The sequence below is a fragment of the Cryobacterium sp. genome (assembly GCF_026786305.1).
In the GTDB taxonomy this organism is placed as follows: Bacteria; Actinomycetota; Actinomycetes; order Actinomycetales; family Microbacteriaceae; genus Cryobacterium.
Genome location: NZ_JAJAYI010000003.1, coordinates 1 through 16,301, shown reverse-complemented (window position 1 = coordinate 16,301; position 16,301 = coordinate 1). Strand labels below are relative to the sequence as shown.

Annotated in this window: 15 protein-coding genes, 1 tRNA gene and 1 pseudogene; 10 read left to right on the top strand and 7 right to left on the bottom strand. The window is 66.4% G+C overall.

The annotated features are described in order from the left end of the window. Window positions 1–210 precede the first annotated feature (210 nt). Complete coding sequence (locus tag LH475_RS00220) at window positions 211–825, bottom strand: 4'-phosphopantetheinyl transferase superfamily protein (RefSeq protein WP_196844450.1); 615 nt, start codon at window positions 823–825, stop codon at window positions 211–213. Window positions 826–886: 61 nt separating this feature from the next. On the opposite strand from LH475_RS00220, the gene LH475_RS00215 reads away from it, so the two are divergent. The 3 genes from LH475_RS00215 (at window position 887) to LH475_RS00205 (ending at window position 5,979) form a co-directional block, all read left to right on the top strand. After that, window positions 887–1,903, top strand: a complete 1,017-nt coding sequence (locus LH475_RS00215; protein ID WP_196844449.1) for a magnesium and cobalt transport protein CorA — start codon at window positions 887–889, stop codon at window positions 1,901–1,903. Window positions 1,904–1,981: 78 nt separating this feature from the next. Next, window positions 1,982–5,764: an AAA family ATPase gene (locus tag LH475_RS00210; RefSeq protein WP_297412586.1), complete on the top strand. Its 3,783-nt coding sequence runs from the start codon at window positions 1,982–1,984 to the stop codon at window positions 5,762–5,764. Further along, the gene (locus LH475_RS00205; RefSeq protein WP_297412585.1) at window positions 5,761–5,979 is read left to right on the top strand and encodes a hypothetical protein; all 219 of its coding nucleotides are present in this window, start codon (window positions 5,761–5,763) and stop codon (window positions 5,977–5,979) included. The genes LH475_RS00210 and LH475_RS00205 overlap by 4 nt, the downstream gene beginning before the upstream one ends. Before the next feature lie 21 nt (window positions 5,980–6,000). Here the strand turns inward: LH475_RS00205 and mscL are convergent, their stop codons facing one another. The 3 genes from mscL to LH475_RS00190 form a co-directional block, all read right to left on the bottom strand. Next, window positions 6,001–6,435, bottom strand: coding sequence for a large conductance mechanosensitive channel protein MscL (mscL, locus tag LH475_RS00200; protein ID WP_196844480.1), 435 nt, complete (start codon window positions 6,433–6,435; stop codon window positions 6,001–6,003). Window positions 6,436–6,487: 52 nt separating this feature from the next. Next, window positions 6,488–6,868, bottom strand: a complete 381-nt coding sequence (locus LH475_RS00195; RefSeq protein WP_297412584.1) for an FmdB family zinc ribbon protein — start codon at window positions 6,866–6,868, stop codon at window positions 6,488–6,490. A 108-nt stretch (window positions 6,869–6,976) separates the two neighbouring features. After that, a complete protein-coding gene (locus LH475_RS00190; RefSeq protein WP_196844446.1) occupies window positions 6,977–7,555 on the bottom strand; it encodes a 5-formyltetrahydrofolate cyclo-ligase in 579 nt (192 codons plus the stop codon). Between the two features lie 34 nt (window positions 7,556–7,589). Between LH475_RS00190 and galU the strand changes: the two genes are divergently transcribed. From galU to LH475_RS00170, 4 genes are all read left to right on the top strand, one after another. Further along, complete coding sequence (gene galU / locus LH475_RS00185) at window positions 7,590–8,483, top strand: UTP--glucose-1-phosphate uridylyltransferase GalU (RefSeq protein ID WP_196844445.1); 894 nt, start codon at window positions 7,590–7,592, stop codon at window positions 8,481–8,483. 50 nt (window positions 8,484–8,533) lie between these two features. After that, complete coding sequence (locus LH475_RS00180) at window positions 8,534–9,193, top strand: GNAT family protein (RefSeq protein WP_196844444.1); 660 nt, start codon at window positions 8,534–8,536, stop codon at window positions 9,191–9,193. Between the two features lie 106 nt (window positions 9,194–9,299). Continuing rightward, window positions 9,300–10,289, top strand: coding sequence for a hypothetical protein (locus LH475_RS00175; protein ID WP_297412582.1), 990 nt, complete (start codon window positions 9,300–9,302; stop codon window positions 10,287–10,289). 112 nt (window positions 10,290–10,401) lie between these two features. Then, a tRNA-Ala gene (locus tag LH475_RS00170) sits at window positions 10,402–10,477 on the top strand. A gap of 106 nt (window positions 10,478–10,583) precedes the next feature. On the opposite strand, the gene LH475_RS00165 is transcribed toward LH475_RS00170, so the two are convergent. Next, window positions 10,584–11,393, bottom strand: coding sequence for an IclR family transcriptional regulator (locus LH475_RS00165; RefSeq protein ID WP_196844442.1), 810 nt, complete (start codon window positions 11,391–11,393; stop codon window positions 10,584–10,586). Window positions 11,394–11,580: 187 nt separating this feature from the next. On the opposite strand from LH475_RS00165, the gene LH475_RS00160 reads away from it, so the two are divergent. Together LH475_RS00160 and LH475_RS00155 are read left to right on the top strand one after the other, a co-directional pair. After that, window positions 11,581–12,297: a CoA transferase subunit A gene (locus LH475_RS00160; RefSeq protein ID WP_196844441.1), complete on the top strand. Its 717-nt coding sequence runs from the start codon at window positions 11,581–11,583 to the stop codon at window positions 12,295–12,297. Window positions 12,298–12,336: 39 nt separating this feature from the next. Beyond that, entirely contained in the window at window positions 12,337–12,987 is a 651-nt protein-coding gene (locus LH475_RS00155) for a CoA transferase subunit B (RefSeq protein ID WP_297412581.1), read from the top strand. Window positions 12,988–13,043: 56 nt separating this feature from the next. Here the strand turns inward: LH475_RS00155 and LH475_RS00150 are convergent, their stop codons facing one another. Both LH475_RS00150 and LH475_RS00145 read right to left on the bottom strand, forming a co-directional pair. Continuing rightward, entirely contained in the window at window positions 13,044–13,322 is a 279-nt protein-coding gene (locus tag LH475_RS00150) for a hypothetical protein (RefSeq protein WP_297412580.1), read from the bottom strand. Beyond that, a pseudogene (locus LH475_RS00145) lies at window positions 13,303–13,893 on the bottom strand (hypothetical protein); the annotation flags it as partial. The gene LH475_RS00150 and the pseudogene LH475_RS00145, both read right to left, overlap by 20 nt. Window positions 13,894–13,954: 61 nt before the next feature. Between LH475_RS00145 and LH475_RS00140 the strand changes: the two are divergent. Then, the coding region (locus tag LH475_RS00140; protein WP_297412579.1) for a Tn3 family transposase at window positions 13,955–16,301 on the top strand (2,347 nt) is incomplete at its 3' end.

The window sequence follows — 16,301 nt, the reverse complement described above, 5'->3', positions numbered from 1 at the left end:
GCTCCGGTGCGTGGGAGTTGCGCGGGCGCGCGGGCGTTCGACCCACCCCGCTCCCGGCCGCTACGGTGCCCTGCGCCGGTGCGCGGGGGTTGTGGCCTGGCCAGAACTCCCGCGCCACGCGCTACGCGGGACTTGCGCCAGTGCGCGGGAGTTGCGCCTCCCGCGTAGCGGCGCACCCCCCGCGCACCGTGAAACGGATGCCCGCTGCGCCTACGGTTGCGGGCGCAGCACGATGCGGGGCGCTTGAGCGCCGAGTACGGCCAGCGTGCCGACCAGGCCGGGGCCAGCGTCGAAGCTGGTGAGCTGCACCTGGCCCAGATCGAGGGTGGCGCCCGGCCAGTTCAGCAAAACGGATACCCCCGCCTCCGTCCACGCAACGGTCAGCTCCCGCGGGTCCACAGTCAGGCCCTCGCCCGAGAGCTTCAGCACTGCTTCCTTGGAAGTCCACAGCAAAGCGCGCGCCCGATCGCGGTCGCGCGCCGGCAGCGCGTGCAGCGCCGCGCGCTCGAGCCCGTTGAATGCGACGTCGTCGAACCCCGCGCGACCGACCGCGCTGACGCTTTCTATGTCGACCCCGATCGGCTCCATCAGCGACACGGCCACGACCACCCTGTCGCCGGCACGGCTCAGGCTCACGCGCACCCCGCTCGGCGTCAGCACGCGCGGGCGGCCATGGGCACCGCCGCAGCGCTCGCAGCGCTGCTCGATGCTGACCGGGCCTCGCTCGGGGCAGACCCGGGCCACGGCGGCGGCGAGCTGTGCACGGTCGGTCTGGGGGAGCGGCGCGCGCGGGGCCAGTACGAGGTACACATCCGTTTGTGGCACCCTTAGACGTTACCGGGGGCGCAGGCGAGTGGCACACTGATACATCGAACAAGGAGAGCCAATGGCGCTGGTGGACAACGCGGTCTACGTCGACGGGCGCCGGGTGGCCACCCCGCCGAGCCTCGACGAGACCTTCGAGGCCCTGAAAGAGAACCAGGGCTTCGCCTGGATCGGACTGTACCGGCCGAGCGATGCCGAAGTTCGGGCCGTCGCGACCGAGTTCAGCCTGCACCACCTCGCCGTGGAAGACGCCCTCAAGGGCCATCAGCGGTCGAAGATTGAGCGCTACGCCGACATTTTGTTCGTCGTGCTGCGCCCGGCCCGTTACCTCGACGACGACGAGCGGGTCGAGTTCGGCGAGCTGCACGTGTTCGTCGGCCCCGACTTCGTCGTCACCATTCGCCACGCCGAATCGCCCAACCTCGCCTCGGTGCGCGAGCGCATGGAAAGCACCCCGCACCTCCTCGCACTCGGCCCGGAGGCCGTGCTGTACGCCATTCTCGACCAGGTCGTCGATGAATACGGCCCGGTCGTCGCCGGGCTGGAGAACGACATCGACGAGATCGAAGACCAGCTCTTCGACGGCGACCCCGAGGTGAGCCGGCGCATCTACGCCCTCTCCCGCGAGGTGATCGAGTTTCAGCGGGCCACCCAGCCGCTCGTGAGCATGTTTGAGGCGATGCAGCGCGGCTTCGACAAGTACAACGTCGACCTCGAACTGCACCGGCACCTGCGCGACGTGCTCGACCACACCCTGCGCGTCGTCGAGCGCGGCGACGCCTTTCGCCAACTGCTGCAAAACGCCCTCACCGTGCACAGCACCCTGGTTGGGCAACGCCAGAACGACGAAATGCGGCACCTGTCAGAGACGAGCCTCGCGCAGAGCGAAGAGGTGAAGAAGATCTCCAGCTGGGCGGCCATTCTGTTCGCTCCGACCCTGGTCGGAACCATCTACGGCATGAACTTCGACAACATGCCCGAGTTGCACTGGCCGCTCGGCTACCCGTTTGCGGTCGCCCTGATGCTCGCCATGGGGGTCACCCTGTACGCCGTGTTCAAGCGGCGCGGCTGGCTGTGAACGTCAGATTGCGGCCCAAAGTCGCGAAACCCCGGCCGCCTCAGGGTAAACCGAGGTTTTGCCAATTAGGGTATCCCTGTGTGGCACCTCGATAGAAAACAAGACGACGACGACGTGCTTTCCAAGTACCTGAACGTCTCTGCCGACGACCCGCAAAATGTGACCAGTCCGCACAACCTCAGTCTGGGCGACCCGGCCTTCACCGCCGGCAACATTGCCGAGCCGGTCTGGCAGCGCTGGCGCGACGAACTCGCCGCGCTCGGCGGTCGCTCGCCGCTGCTGCACTTCACCGACGAAGCCCGCACCCGTATCGAGCTGAGCGCCACGCATCCCGGCGGCCTGCCGCAGTTCATCATCGGCAAGACCACCCTGTTGTCCAACCTCATTCGCGACGAGCTCGCACTGCGCAACGCCCGCCTGGCCGCGAACGAGATCACCCAGAAGGGCATCGAACTGCGCTCCATGCGCGGCATCGAGTCGGTCAACCTCGCTATCGGCCTCGCTGAGTGGCGCTACCAGGACGTCGACTACAGCGCCCCGGTGTTGCTGCGCCCCCTCGCCATCCGCCGCTACGGGCGCGACTACGAACTCAAGCTCAAGGGTCAGCCTTTTCTCAACCCCGAGCTCGCCCGCGCCCTGAAAGACCAGTTTCAGATCGTGCTCGACGCCGACGCCTTCGTAGCGCTCGCCGTGACCAACGGCGCGTTCAAACCGCAGCCCGTCATCGACCGGTTGCGCGGCCTCACCTCACACCTGCCCTGGTTCAACGTCGTGCCGCGCCTCGTCGTCTCCAGTTTCGCCGACGTTGGCCGGGCGCTCGCCGCCGACGCCTCCGCGCTCGACCACCCGCTACTCGACGCCGTCGCCGGCAACATGACCGCCAAGCGCAACATCGAGACCGCCTACAACCCGGTGGTTCCGATCGGCCAGGACGCCCGCCCGCCGGCCACCGACACGCTGCTCGGCGACGCCGACCCCGAACAGGAGAACGTCGTCGCGCAGATCGCGGCCGGCAACTCCCTCGTCGTGAAGACCCTGCCCGGCACCGGCGGCACCCAGACCATCGTCAACGCGATCGGCTCGCTCGTGGCCCAGCACAAGCGGGTGCTCGTGGTGAGCGCCCGCCGCTCCAGCCTCGACGGCATTCACGGCCGGCTGGTGCAGGTGGGCCTGCCCGGTATCGCCGTGACCCCGCGCACCCTGCGCCGCGACCTGATCCAGTCGATCACCCGCAACGAGAAGGTCACCGCTCCCCGGGTCGGTGACGTCGACGACGCCCTCGTGCGCCTGCGCAAAGTGCTGCTCGACTACCGGTCGGCGCTCACCCGCCGTGATTCAGCCCTCGGTGTTTCGGTGCTCGACGCGCTCGGCGAGCTCGCCCGCCTCGCCCAGCTGCCCGAGCCGCCGTCGACGACCGCTCGCCTCGACCGGCACGCCCTCGAACTGCTCGCGCACTCCCGCTCAGCCGCTGCCAACACCCTGATCAAAGCCGCCGTACTCGGAGAGTTTCGGTACGGCCCCGGCGACTCGCCCTGGTACGGCGCCTCGTTCAGCTCCACAGCGGATGCCTCCAACTCGCACCAGCTCGCCAAACGCATCAACCAGATCGAACTGCCCCGGTTGCTCGAACGGGCCAACGGCCTCATCGGCCAGACCCGGTTGCGCCCGTTCGAGACGATCAACGAGCTCGGCATCTACCTGCGCCTGCTGCTGGATATTCGCGAAACCCTCGACAAGTTTCAGCCCGGCGTCTATGACCGGTCCCTCACCGAGCTGATCGCCGCCACGTCGTCGCGCCGCGAATCGTCGGAGATGAGCTCGGCCAGTCGTCGCCGGCTGCGCAAGCTCGCCGAGGAATACCAGCGCCCCGGCGTGCGGGTCACCGACATGAACGAGAGCCTGCGCCGCATCCAGAGCCAGCGCACGCTCTGGCAGCGCTACGCGGCCGCCGGCGTCACCCCGGAGGTGCCGGTCGGTATCAACGACGTACACGTGGCCTTTCAGCGCGTCGGCGAAGACCTCGGCCTGCTCGACATTCCGCTCGGCACCGCCGGAACCCCGCGCACCCTCGCCGGGCGTCAGATCGGCGAACTGGTCTCGATGGTCTCCGGCCTCGCCGCCGACAGCGAGGTGCTCGCCAACCTGCACGAGCGCACCGCGCTGCTGGCGACGCTGCGCGAGCACAACCTCGACCCGCTCATGACCGACCTCTCCCAGCGCCACGTGTCGGAGGAGAACGTGGCCGCCGAGCTCGAACTGGCCTGGTGGCAGTCCGTGCTCGAGATCATGCTCGCAAGCGACCGAGCGCTGCTCAACGCCAACACCCAGGTACTGGACCGCCTCGAGGCGGATTTCAAACTGGTCGACGAGGCGCACGCATCCGCCACCGGCCAGCTGCTGGCCTGGCTGCTCGCCGAAACGTGGAAGATCGGCGTCGTCGACTTTCCCGAGGAAGCCGACCACCTACGCCGCCTGCTGCGCGCCGACCGCGCCACCCCCGCCCGACTCAACGAGGTCGCGCCGCACCTCGGCCGGGTGCTGGCCCCGGTCTGGCTGGCCTCGCCCTACGAAGTGGCCGGCATCAGTGACAAGATCACCTTCGACACCGTGCTGCTCGTCGACGCCGGCGCCACGACCCTCGCCGAAAACGTCGGCGCGATTCGCCGTGGCCGCCAGATCGTGGCGTTCGGAGACCCGGTCACCCAGACGCCGTCCTCGTTCGAGACCGGCATTACCGGTTCGGGCGAGGCCGCCGCGCCCGACGTGTCCGTCGATGCCCTGCACGCCGACTCCGCACTGGCCCGCCTCGGCGAACTGCTGCCGACGCTCACCCTCACCCGCAGCTACCGGGCCGGCGGCGAAGACCTCGCCGAACTCGTCAACCACCGTTTCTACGGCGGACGCATCGATTCCCTGCCCTGGGCTGGCAGTTTTCTCGGCCACGGCAGCCTCACCATCAACTATGTGGCCGGCGGCCGCGGCATGCCCGACGCCGACAGCGGTGCCATCGAGAGCGTCGACGCGGAGGTCGTGAAGGTCGTCGACCTCGTGCTCGACCACGCGTCCAAGCGTCCGCGCGAATCGCTCATGGTGATCACCGCGAGCACCCGGCATGCCGTGCGCGTGCAGCAGGCCGTGCTCGCCGCGTTTGCGAAGCGCACCGACCTCTCCGATTTCATTCTGAAGGACCGCAGCGAACCGTTCACCGTGCTCACCCTCGAGCAGGCCGTGGCGCAGAGCCGCGACCGGGTCATCTTCTCGATCGGATACGGTCGCACCCCGCACGGTCGCCTGCTGTCGAACTTCGGTTCGCTCGGCGAGCCCGGCGGCGAACGCCTGCTCGCGATCGGTATGACCCGCGCCCGCCGCGCACTCGACATCGTCTCGTGCTTTCGCCCCGCCGATATCGACGAGGACCGCCAGCGCCACGGTATTCTCGCCCTGTCACAGGTACTGAGCGAGACCGAAGCCCGCCGCGACGAGGTGCAGGTGCCCGACGCGAGCGAGGCCATGCTCGTGGACCTCGGCGGCCGCCTCGAAAAGCTCGGCCTCACCGTGCGCCTCGGCCACCGCGGCAAGCTCGCCCTCGCCGCCAGCTACGGCACCCGCGCGATCGTCGTCGAAACCGATGCCGTGGTCGGCCGGGCGAGCCTGCGCGAGTCGTTGCGGCTGCGCCCCGAAGTGTTGCGCCGCCTCGGCTGGCACTACCTGCGCGTGCACAGCTTCGAACTGTTCAGCAACCCCGACGCCGTTGCGGCGCGCGTGGCCGCGATCGCCGGTCTGGCCAAAACGGAGGCCGCAGCCCGCCCCGTGGCAACGGGTGACGCTTCGACAATCACCCCGAAACGGCCGGGCGTGTGAGCACGTCTGAGGCTGTGCCGCCCCTCGGCACAGCACGTCAGCCGATCGTGAAGGCCGCGGGCACGGCCCGGCGTGCCCAGTTGCTGCCGGCGCCGAACACCGACCCGAACCCGCACCCGCCGGTGCTGCGCGAAGAGGGGGGCGTCGCATCCGTGGGCAGCCTGCCGAGTGCGAACGACGCGCGGTTGCGGCAGGATCGTCCGCCGCACTGGTAGGTGTGCTCCAGGCGGTGTGCTTTAGGCGGTGTGCTTGGGTCCCTGGTCGGCCGCGGCGTTTTTCGCCAGCAGGTCTCGAATCTCGGTGAGCAGGTCGAGCTCGGTTGTGGGATCGGCCACGACGTCGGAGGGCACGCCGGCCGAGCGGCGACGTTCCTGGGCTTCCTTGAGCTTGTTCAGCGGTAGCACGATGACAAAGTAGACGACCGCGGCGATCAGTACAAAGTTGATGAGCGCGCCGATGACGGCTCCGAACAGTATGCCATCGCCGCCGGGGAGCGGAACGACGAGGGTTTTGTTGAGGGACTCGGCGCTGAAAATCGCGGCGATGAGCGGGTTGAACACGCTCGTGACGATGGCGGTGACGAGCGCGGTGAACGCCGTGCCGATCACGACGGCGACGGCGAGGTCGATGACGTTGCCGCGCATGATGAATTCTTTGAAACCGTTGATCACGGGATGCTCCAAACGGATGACTTGGGAGACCGTCTTTGTCAGCGCCACTACTCTAGGACGCCCGTGCGGCCGGAATGGAAGAGGAAGGGGACGAGCTCGTCGACGTTGCCGGCGAGCTCGTGGACGCCTTCTCGCCGCTCTTCTCGCCGCTCTTTTCTGAGCTCTTTTCGGCGGGCCTGCTCGCCGGCGAGTCGGTCTTGTCGGCAGACTTCTCGCCCGACTGGCGGTCGAGGTTCGGGTTGGCCCGCTTCGAGTCTGACTTGGAGTCGTTGCTGTAGAAACCGGAGCCGCTGAAGGTCACACCGATCGAGGAGAACACCTTGCGCAGCTTTCCCTGGCAGGCCGGGCACACTGTGAGCGAGTGGTCGGTGAAGGCCTGCTGGATATCGAAGGCGGTGTCGCACGCGGTGCAACGGTAAGAGTAGGTAGGCACTGCATCTCCAGCTGATTGAGCCGACAGGCAAACGCCTGCCAGAACTAAGGTTATGCGCCCCCACGCCCCCTCAGGTTCAGAAACGGCACTCATGAGCGGTGAAAACGGTCAGAAAGCAATGATTCGGGTCGGCGTCACAAGACCGTTGACCGGCTGATCGTGCACCTCGCGGGGCACCTCGTCGAGAAATTCACTGTCGAACACCACGGCATACACCGGCGGGCACTTCTCCATCGACCCCAGGGTCTTGTCAAAGTAGCCGCGACCCCAGCCCATGCGCAGGCCGTCCTGGCCGACCGCCGCTGCGGGAACGATGATGAGGTCGACGTCATTGATGGCGATCGGGCCGAGCAGGGTTCCCACGGCCTCCGGCACCCCGGAAATGCCGGTGAACTCCTCGTCGCCGTCGCCGACGGTCCAATCCAACAGGCCGTCTTCGCGCGAAATCGGAAACAGAATACGAATGCCTTCTGCCGAGGCCCAGTTGAGAAAAGGCCGGGTATCGGGTTCATTGTGAGCTGACAAATAGCAGGAGATCGACTGTGCCGACAGATCGAGTACGAGGCTCTGCAGGTTTTCGGTGAATCCCGCCGTGGCTGCCTGGCGTTCCGATGAGGTCAGGTTTCGGCGGCGTTCGCGCAATTCCGCTCTCAGCGCACGCTTTCGATGACCTGTGTCGGAGTCCATATAAGGCATCCTACTTGCCGGTAACCTAGTGCCCATGGGTACCCCGATAACTAAAGCCGTCATTCCCGCAGCTGGACTCGGAACACGCTTCCTGCCGGCGACCAAGGCCATGCCGAAGGAGATGTTGCCCGTCGTTGACAAACCGGCCATTCAATATGTCGTCGAGGAGGCCGTGGCGGCCGGCCTCAGCGACGTGCTCATGGTGACCGGGCGCAACAAGAATGCCCTCGAGAATCACTTCGACCGCATGACCGAGCTCGAAACCATGCTCGAACGCAAGGGCGACCAGACCCGGCTCGCCAAGGTGCGCGAATCCAACGAGCTCGCCGACATCCACTATGTTCGCCAGGGTGACCCGCGCGGCCTCGGCCACGCCGTGCTGCGCGCGCGCATGCACGTGGGCAACGAGCCGTTCGCGGTGCTGCTCGGTGACGACATCATCGATGCCCGCGACCCGCTGCTGACCCGCATGCTCGAGGAGCAGGTCAAGCGCGGCGCCAGCATCGTTGCGCTACTCGAGGTGGACCCCTCGCAGATTCATATGTACGGTGCGGCCGCGGTCGAAACGACCGACGACCCCGACGTCGTGCACATCACCGGCCTGGTCGAGAAGCCGAGCGCCCAGGATGCCCCCTCGAATCTGGCCATCATCGGCCGCTACGTGCTGCGACCCGAAATCTTCGATATTCTGGAGCACACCGCGCCCGGAAAGGGCAACGAGATTCAACTCACCGATGCCCTGCAGGAGATGGCCGTCAACCACGAAACCACCGGCGGCGTGTACGGCCTCATCTTTCGCGGGCGCCGCTACGACACCGGCGACCGGCTTGACTACATCAAGGCCATCGTGCAGCTGGCCGTTGATCGTGACGATCTCGGCGCCGACCTCAAGCCGTGGCTGCGCGAATTCGTCGCCACGCTCGACTAACGCTCGTCACCAACAGCACCACTTCATACCCCACGACAGACAGGCGAACCGTGCCGATCGCAATTCCGACCCTACGTGAGGGGGCCGTCACCCTGCGTCCCATCCGATTGCGCGACGCGCGCGCGCTCGAGGGCGAGCTGCTGGCCAACCGATCGTGGCTGCGCAAGTGGGAGGCGACGAACCCCTACGCGCCGATGTCTTTCGACACGCGCGCGAGCATCCGCAGCCTGTTGAGCCACTCGCGGTCGGGCCACGGCTTACCCTTCATCGTGGAACAGAACGGGCAACTGGCCGGTCAGCTGAACGTGTCGTCGATCACCTGGGGATCGCTGTCACAGGCGACCATCGGCTACTGGGTGAGCGAGAATTTCGCTGGCCAGTCGGTCACCCCCACCGCCGTGGCACTCGCGACCGACTACTGCTTCTATCAGCTCGGTCTGCACCGCATGGAAATCTGCATCCGCCCCGAGAATAAGGCGAGCCTGCGGGTGGTGGAAAAGCTCGGCTTTCGGTATGAGGGCCTGCGCCGCCGCTACATCCACATCAATGGTGACTGGCGCGACCACTTCTGCTTCGGCCTGGTCGCCGAAGAACTCACCCAGGGCGTCATGCGCCGCTGGCACGACGGACTGGTGCCAGCGGATGCCGCGAGCGTCTCCGCGGCAGATCTCGAGTCCGCCGCGCGTCCGGTGCGTGTCATTACACGGTGACCGACCTGATTTTGCCTGTTCGGGGGCACAAATCAAAGTATTAATCTCGGTGACACACCACGGGTAATGACCGTCGGATCTGCCCGCGCCTCCTACCGTTGTCAACATGAGTAGTGAGGCATTGGGTGGCGGGGTCATGGTGGCGGTGGCTGCCGTGCTCTGGGTTGCCTATCTGATGCCCACCTGGTCGCGCCGCAAGCAGTACCAGGCGACCGAACGCAACGCGGTGCGATTGCAGCAGACACTGCGTATTCTGGCCGAAACCGCCGAGGTTCCGCAGCAGGTGCGGCTCGAAGCGACCGCCCGCACCGTGGCGGAGCAGCAGCGGGTTCTGGCACGGGCTGAGCTCTCCGAGCGCTCTGAAGCGCAGGCGGTAGCGGATGCCGCCACGTCGGTGCGCCGCGCTGCCGCCGCTGTGGCCGCTGCGGCGGTACCGCGCCTGCCGGAGTCGCCGGTGAAGAAACTTCGGCGTCTTCGTCGGTTCCGCGGCCTGGTCTCGCTGATTCTGCTGGCCGGGTTCGTGCTGGCTTTGGCCGGGATCGCTCCGGCTCTGGCCGGCTCCTTCACCGCTCTGGCGGGCGGCGGGGTCGTCATGGTGGCCGCGTTCGGTATTCTCGGACGGCTGGCCACGGTCGCCCGCTTGGCTCGCATCGTGCGGGTGGACGCCCCGGTGGAGCTGCCCGTGTTGATCGGCCAGACCTTTGAACCCGTGCAACTGGACGCGACTCCGGTCGCCGCGGCGACCTGGACGCCGCAACCGGTGCCGCGAGCACTGCACCTCTCGCGTGGATCCATCGCGCAGACGGCGATGGCATCCGTTGAAGCGGCGAACCAGCTGCGCAAGGTAGCCGCCGAGGCAGAGATCGCACGCCGCGCCGCCGCGCTCGCCGACGAGGCGAACCGGGCGGTCACGCCGATCGCACGCCCCGTCGTGGCTGGGGCTGGGGCTGGCGCTGGGGCTGGGACTGGGACTGGGGCTGGGACTGGGACTGTGGCTGTCGCGCCGAGCCGCTTTGCATCGATGGGTATCGTCGGCGAGACCGAGCCGGGCATGACCGACCTCGACGCCGTGCTGCGTCGCCGTCGCGCGGTCTAATTCACCCTCTGGCTGGTGCGCCCCGCCGTCTCATTCGTCTTTACGTTTTCACGCTCCGGGCTCGAAGCGGCGAAACTGTCGGCCAGCCCGTGATATTCTTCAAAGGCAGTTTGGGGCTATGGCGCAGTTGGTAGCGCGTCTCGTTCGCAATGAGAAGGTCAGGAGTTCGAATCTCCTTAGCTCCACCACCTGCACAATGACAGGCCGCCTGGTCAGGGATTCTCTGGCAGGCGGCCTTTTTCATCATTGCCGGTCGAAATCTCGACAGGCGCGACCGACGTGACCCGGCGGGCGTCAGATCGTGTTGGAGGCTATTCGGGCCTGTTGCAGGGTCTGGGTGATGCGGCTGGCTTCATCGAGCAGCAGCTGGCCGAGCAGCTTTTGGCGCTCGAGCTTGAACCGCGGCTCGATTCCGGTCAGCGATAGGGCCCAGGCCGGGCGCCCCGCCCGGTCGAAGATCGCCGCGCCCATGCCCCAGCTGCCCTCCAGAATGAGTCCGGGGTTGACGGCATAGCCGGTGACCCGGGTGCACTCCAGATTGGCGCGGATGCTGGTGGGTGAGTGCTGGCCGCCCCAGCGAGCCGCGAACGCCTCGGTGTCGGCGAGGAGGGCATCCACTTCGTCATCGGGCAGATACGCCATGATCGCGAGCCCCGCGGATGCCACCCCCAACGGAAACCGCACCCCCTCGTGCAGCACAAAGGAGCGAATGGGAAAGCTGCCCTCTTCGCGGAGCAGGCAGACCGTTTCGGCGCCGCGCCTGATCGATAGGAATGCGCTCTCGCCGGTCGCTTCGGCGAGGCGTTGCAGGCTCGGTCGGGCCAGCTCTTCGATCGGGTAGCGGGCGGCGGCGACGGTGCCCATGACGAAGATCTCGGGCCCGTAATGCCAGGTGTGGCGCACTGCGTCGTGGTCGAGCAACCCCTCGGCCGCGAGGGAGCTCAGCAGCCGGTGCACCGTGGGGCGGGTCAGGCCGGAGTCGCGCACGATCTCGGCGAGAGGGCTGCCCGCGGGATTGCGACCGACCAGGCGCAGCAGCAGTGCGATGCGGCTGACAACTTGCGCGCCCGGCGTGCCGGGAGCAGGAACGGGCGGCTGGGGCATTCTTGCTCCTTATGTCCATAATGTGGATGAAATGGAGTTTAGCGTTCATGACGTGGATCCGCTCAGAAAGACGCGTGAATGCGCGGTTGACAGGGGTCTGACGGGGCTAATAGCATCCATTTATAGCGGTCTTGTCCATTTAGTGGACATGCGACTCAGGCAGGCACGACTCAACGAGGAGATTTTCATGTCCAAGGTGGTAACCAGCGCGGCCGAAGCTCTCGGCGACGTACTTCGAGACGGGATGACCCTCGCGGTCGGCGGGTTCGGGCTGAGCGGAATTCCGGCCGATCTCATCGACGCGGTGCGGGCCTCTGGTGTGAAAGATCTCACCGTCGTGTCGAACAACATGGGCGTCGACGGCAAGGGCCTGGGCGTGCTGCTCGAAGCCGGGCAGGTGCGCAAGGTCATCGCCTCGTACGTCGGCGAGAACAAGCTGTTCGCCGAGCAGTTTCTGGCCGGCCTGCTCGAGGTGGAGTTCAGCCCCCAGGGCACCCTCGCCGAGCGGCTACGGGCCGGCGGCGCGGGAATTCCCGCGTTCTATACCAAGGCCGGCGTCGGCACGCTCATCGCCGAGGGCAAGCCGCTCGCCGACTTCGACGGTGAAACCTACCTGCAGGAACGCGGCATCGTCGCCGACGTTGCGCTGGTCAAGGCGTGGCGGGCCGACACCGTCGGCAACCTCGAGTACCGGTTCACCGCCCGCAACTTCAACCCGGTCGTCGCGACCGCCGGAATCATGACGATCGCCGAGGCCGAGATCATCGTGCAGCCCGGCGACATCGATCCAAATCACGTGATCACCCCGGGCGTCTACGTGCAACGCGTCATTCAGGCCTCCGCGCGGGTCAAAGACATTGAACAGCGCACCGTGCGCAGCCGGCCCGTGCTGGCATCCGCCTAGCGCCTAGCGCCTATCACCGACTGTAGAAGGAGTAGAACCATGGCTTGGACCAGAAACGAAATGGCTGCGATCGCGGCGCAGGAACTCAGCGACGGCGACTACGTGAACCTCGGCATCGGCATTCCGACGCTCGTGGCCAACAACCTGCCGGAGGGAATTCACGTGACGCTGCAGAGCGAGAACGGGCTGCTGGGCATGGGGCCGTTCCCGTGGGAGGGCGAGGAAGACGCCGACCTCATCAACGCCGGCAAGCAGACCGTCACGGTGTTGCCGGGGGCGTCGATCTTCGACTCGGCGACCTCGTTCGGCATGATCCGCGGCGGTCACGTGAAGGTCGCCATTCTCGGCGCCATGCAGGTCTCCGGCCTCGGCGACCTCGCCAACTGGACCATTCCCGGCAAAATGGTCAAGGGCATGGGCGGCGCGATGGACCTCGTCGCCGGCACCCCGCGGGTGGTCGTGCTCACCGAGCACGTCGCCAAGGACGGCACGCCGAAGATCGTCACCGAGTGCACCCTGCCGCTGACCGGTGTGCGCGTGGTCGATCGCATCATCAGCGACACGGCCGTCTTCGACGTGACGCCGACCGGCCTCGTGTTGCGGCAGCGGGCCCCCGGTGTGAGTCTGCAAGACATTGAGGACACCACCGAGGCAGCGTTTACGGTCGCGGAGACAGCTCCGGTCCCGTAGTCGCCCGCGTCAACAGCGACAGCCCCGTCCACCTTGTGGACGGGGCTGTCACTGCTTCAGAATGCCGTCGGCGGGGTGTCCGAGTCGGTCTCCGTATCGGTCTCCGTATCGGTCTCCGTACCGGTCTCCGTGTCGGTCTCCGTGTCGGTGTCCGGTTGGTTGGTTCCGCCGTCGAGCTCGCGCGACCCGTCGGGGTTCAGGCGGATGACGCGCGGCCGGGCTGCGCGCATCCGTTCGTCATCCCAATCATCGTCATCCCAGTCATCGGCATCGGGGTTCAGTCGCTGCCGGGCAACCGGGTGTGCGTCGCGTGGATCACGCGGCTGCTGCGACATAGGCATTCTCAATGACCGATCCCCAGTAGGGCCCGAACATGGTGTTTGCAATGTTGTTGTAGCCGAAGCTGTTGACCGAGTTCTGCAGGCCGTTGGAACCGCTGCCGATCATCCACGGCCCGCCCGACGATCCGCCGGTCATGTCGCAGGGGATGCCCTGCGACTGGCTCTGGCCGTAGGGGTCGGCGGTGGCGGTACCGGAGCAGGACTGGAGGGTCCCGCCGGTGAACGGTGCGCCCGCCGGGTAGCCGTAGGCGGTGTAGGTGAGGCCGCGGCTCTGGTTGAACGTGACGCCCGAGGCGCCGACGCTGTCGCTCAGCGACGTGCCGGTGGGCGAGGAGACGGTGGCGAATCCGGTGTCGTAGCTGATGTCACCGCTGTTGCTCCACTGGGTCGGGGCGTACAGCGCGGTGGCATTCCACTGGCCGAACGGTGCGGAACCATTGTCGTAGGCCGGCACGAAGATGAGCCGCGACGCGAAATTGCCCGGACCTTCGTTGACGCAGTGTCCGGCGGTGACGACCGTGTTCTTGTTCACGGCGGAGATGGCGTTGCCCGAACAGACGTAATCGGGGTCTGACCAGTACTGGAACGGTGGTTGGCGCCAAGCAGCTCCGGGTCATTACGGTTGGATGATGCCGGTTGATTTCCTGAGTGATGAGCAGGTTGGGTCTTATGGCCGGTTCGTGGGGGTGGTGTCGGAGCTGGACCTTGCGCGGTTCTTCTTTCTCGATGACGATGACCTGATGATCGTTGGCCGACGGCGGGGCGCTGCTAACCGGTTGGGATTTGCTGTCCAGCTCGGGACGGTGAGGTACTTGGGGAGTTTTCTGGATGACCCGACGGCTGTCCCAGGGAACGTGGTCGAGTTCGTGTCACGGCAGCTCGGAATCGCCGCGCCGGGCGTGTTCGCGGAGTATTCGGTGCGGCCCAAGAACGGGTATGAGCACGGGTGGGAGATTGTGGAGGCTTACGGTTATCGGCGGACATCGGACCCCGTCGTGCTGGGTGAATTGACGTGCTTCCTTGCAGCGCGCACGAATACGCGCACGGAGCGGCCGACAGCTGTGTTCGACCAGGCGTTGGCGTGGTTGCGGCGTGAGAAGGTGCTCCTGCCGGGGGTGAGCCTGGTCACGAGACTGGTCGCCGAGGCGAGGGCGGAGGCAAACGAGAAGTTGTTCTCGCTGCTATCGGATCGGGTGCCTTCCGGGTTGGCTTCGCGTCTCGATGCTCTCGTTGACAGCGCTGTGGAGGGGCGTGTTTCCGGGCTGGAGGAGCTTCGCAGGGCACCGGTCCGAGCATCGGGGCCGGAAATGGTGAAGGCGCTCGAACGGGTGGGCGAGGTAACCGCAGTAGGTGCGTCCACGGTTGATTTGGCGGGGATCGCCCCGGGGCGTCTGGACGTTCTGGCGACGCACGGCCGGTCTACTCACGCAAGCACGTTGCGGCGAATGCCCGAGCGGCGTCGTCGGGCGACGGTGTTCGCGACGGTGGCGTCCCTGCAGGTGTCATCCGTTGACGATGTCCTTGACTTGTTCGCTGTGCTGATGGCCACGAAGCTGATCGGCCCCGCGACACGGGCCGCGGTCAAGGACCAGATGCGGTCATTGCCGGCGCTGCGTCGTGCGTCCGTGACGTTGGCGGCGGCGGCGAAGTTGCTCCTGGAGGTTGCCGAAAAGGACGAACAGGGCGAAAAGGGCAAACAGATCGATGCTGCCGCGGTGTGGGAGTTGTTGCGCACGGAGGGGATGCGGGAGCGGCTGATGAAAGCGGTGCAGGTTGTGGAGGAATTCAGTCCGTTCGGCGGGGACGATCCCACGCTGGAACAGGTCGAGCTGGTGAAGCGATACGCGACCGTGCGGCCGTTCTTGTCGATGTTCGCTTCGACGCTGCCTCTGCGTTCGACCGAGGCCGGCGCGTCGCTACTCCAAGCCGTCCGCGGGCTGGGCGCGCTGGTCGGGCGGAAAAGAGTCGAGCGGTCGGAGATCGTCGATGACGTGGTGGGTGGCGCTTGGCGGCGTCTGGTCTTTTCCGACCCGGCTGCTGATGGGCCGGTGGATCATCGTGCGTACACGCTGTGCGTGCTCGAAGGTACGCATCGCGCTCTGCGCCGCCGTGACCTCTTCGCCAAGGGATCCACACGTTGGGGGGATCCGCGGGTGCAGCTGCTTGACGGGGACGCCTGGTCGACGGCGAAGCCGGACGTACTGACGGCTCTCCAGCTGGCTGACCCCTTCGACACGCACATGACTCACCTGGCCGGGCGGCTGGATGATGCCTACACATCGATCGCGACCCGGCTGAGCAAGGTCCCCGAGAACGAAGACTCTCCCCTCACCGTTGAGACCGGCCCCGATGGGCGCACTCGTGTGTTCCTTGCAAAACTCAAACCCATCCCGGAACCGGAGTCCCTGACTAAGCTTCGAGATCTCGTCGAGCGGATGATGCCGCGGGTCGATTTGCCCGAGGTGTTGCTGGAGGTCCACGCGTGGACCGGGTATCTGAACGATTTCACGCACATCAATTTGACGGAGAGCAGGTCGGGATCACGGCTGAATGACCTGGCACTGTCGATGGCTGCCGTCCTCGTCGCCGAGGGATGCAACCTCGGCTTCGCACCGGTCGTTAAACATGGCCATCCGAGCTTGAACCGGCGCAGGCTCTCCCACGTCGCCCAGAATTACCTCCGCGCGGAGACTCTCTCGGCCGCGAACAAGCGCCTCATCGACACGCAAGCATCGATAGGAACCGTACAGGTGTGGGGTGGTGGACTCGTCGCGTCCGTCGATGGGCTCCGATTTGTTGTCCCCGTTCGCACCCTCGACGCTGGCCCGAACCCCCGTTACTTCGGCCAGGGTCAAGGAGTGACCTGGCTGAACGCGATCAACGACCAGGTCGCGGGAATCGGCGCCGTCGTCGTCACCGGAACCATGCGGGACTCCCTCCACGTCCTCGACGTCATCCTGAACCGTGACGGCG

Coding starts and splice junctions, on each gene's coding strand:
- LH475_RS00175 (WP_297412582.1), top strand. CDS start 9,300: ATGAGTAGTGAGGCATTGGGTGGCGGGGTCATGGTGGCGGTGGCTGCC.
- LH475_RS00190 (WP_196844446.1), bottom strand. CDS start 7,555: ATGGACTCCGACACAGGTCATCGAAAGCGTGCGCTGAGAGCGGAATTG.
- LH475_RS00165 (WP_196844442.1), bottom strand. CDS start 11,393: ATGCCCCAGCCGCCCGTTCCTGCTCCCGGCACGCCGGGCGCGCAAGTT.
- LH475_RS00150 (WP_297412580.1), bottom strand. CDS start 13,322: ATGTCGCAGCAGCCGCGTGATCCACGCGACGCACACCCGGTTGCCCGG.
- LH475_RS00215 (WP_196844449.1), top strand. CDS start 887: ATGGCGCTGGTGGACAACGCGGTCTACGTCGACGGGCGCCGGGTGGCC.
- LH475_RS00160 (WP_196844441.1), top strand. CDS start 11,581: ATGTCCAAGGTGGTAACCAGCGCGGCCGAAGCTCTCGGCGACGTACTT.
- galU (WP_196844445.1), top strand. CDS start 7,590: ATGGGTACCCCGATAACTAAAGCCGTCATTCCCGCAGCTGGACTCGGA.
- LH475_RS00155 (WP_297412581.1), top strand. CDS start 12,337: ATGGCTTGGACCAGAAACGAAATGGCTGCGATCGCGGCGCAGGAACTC.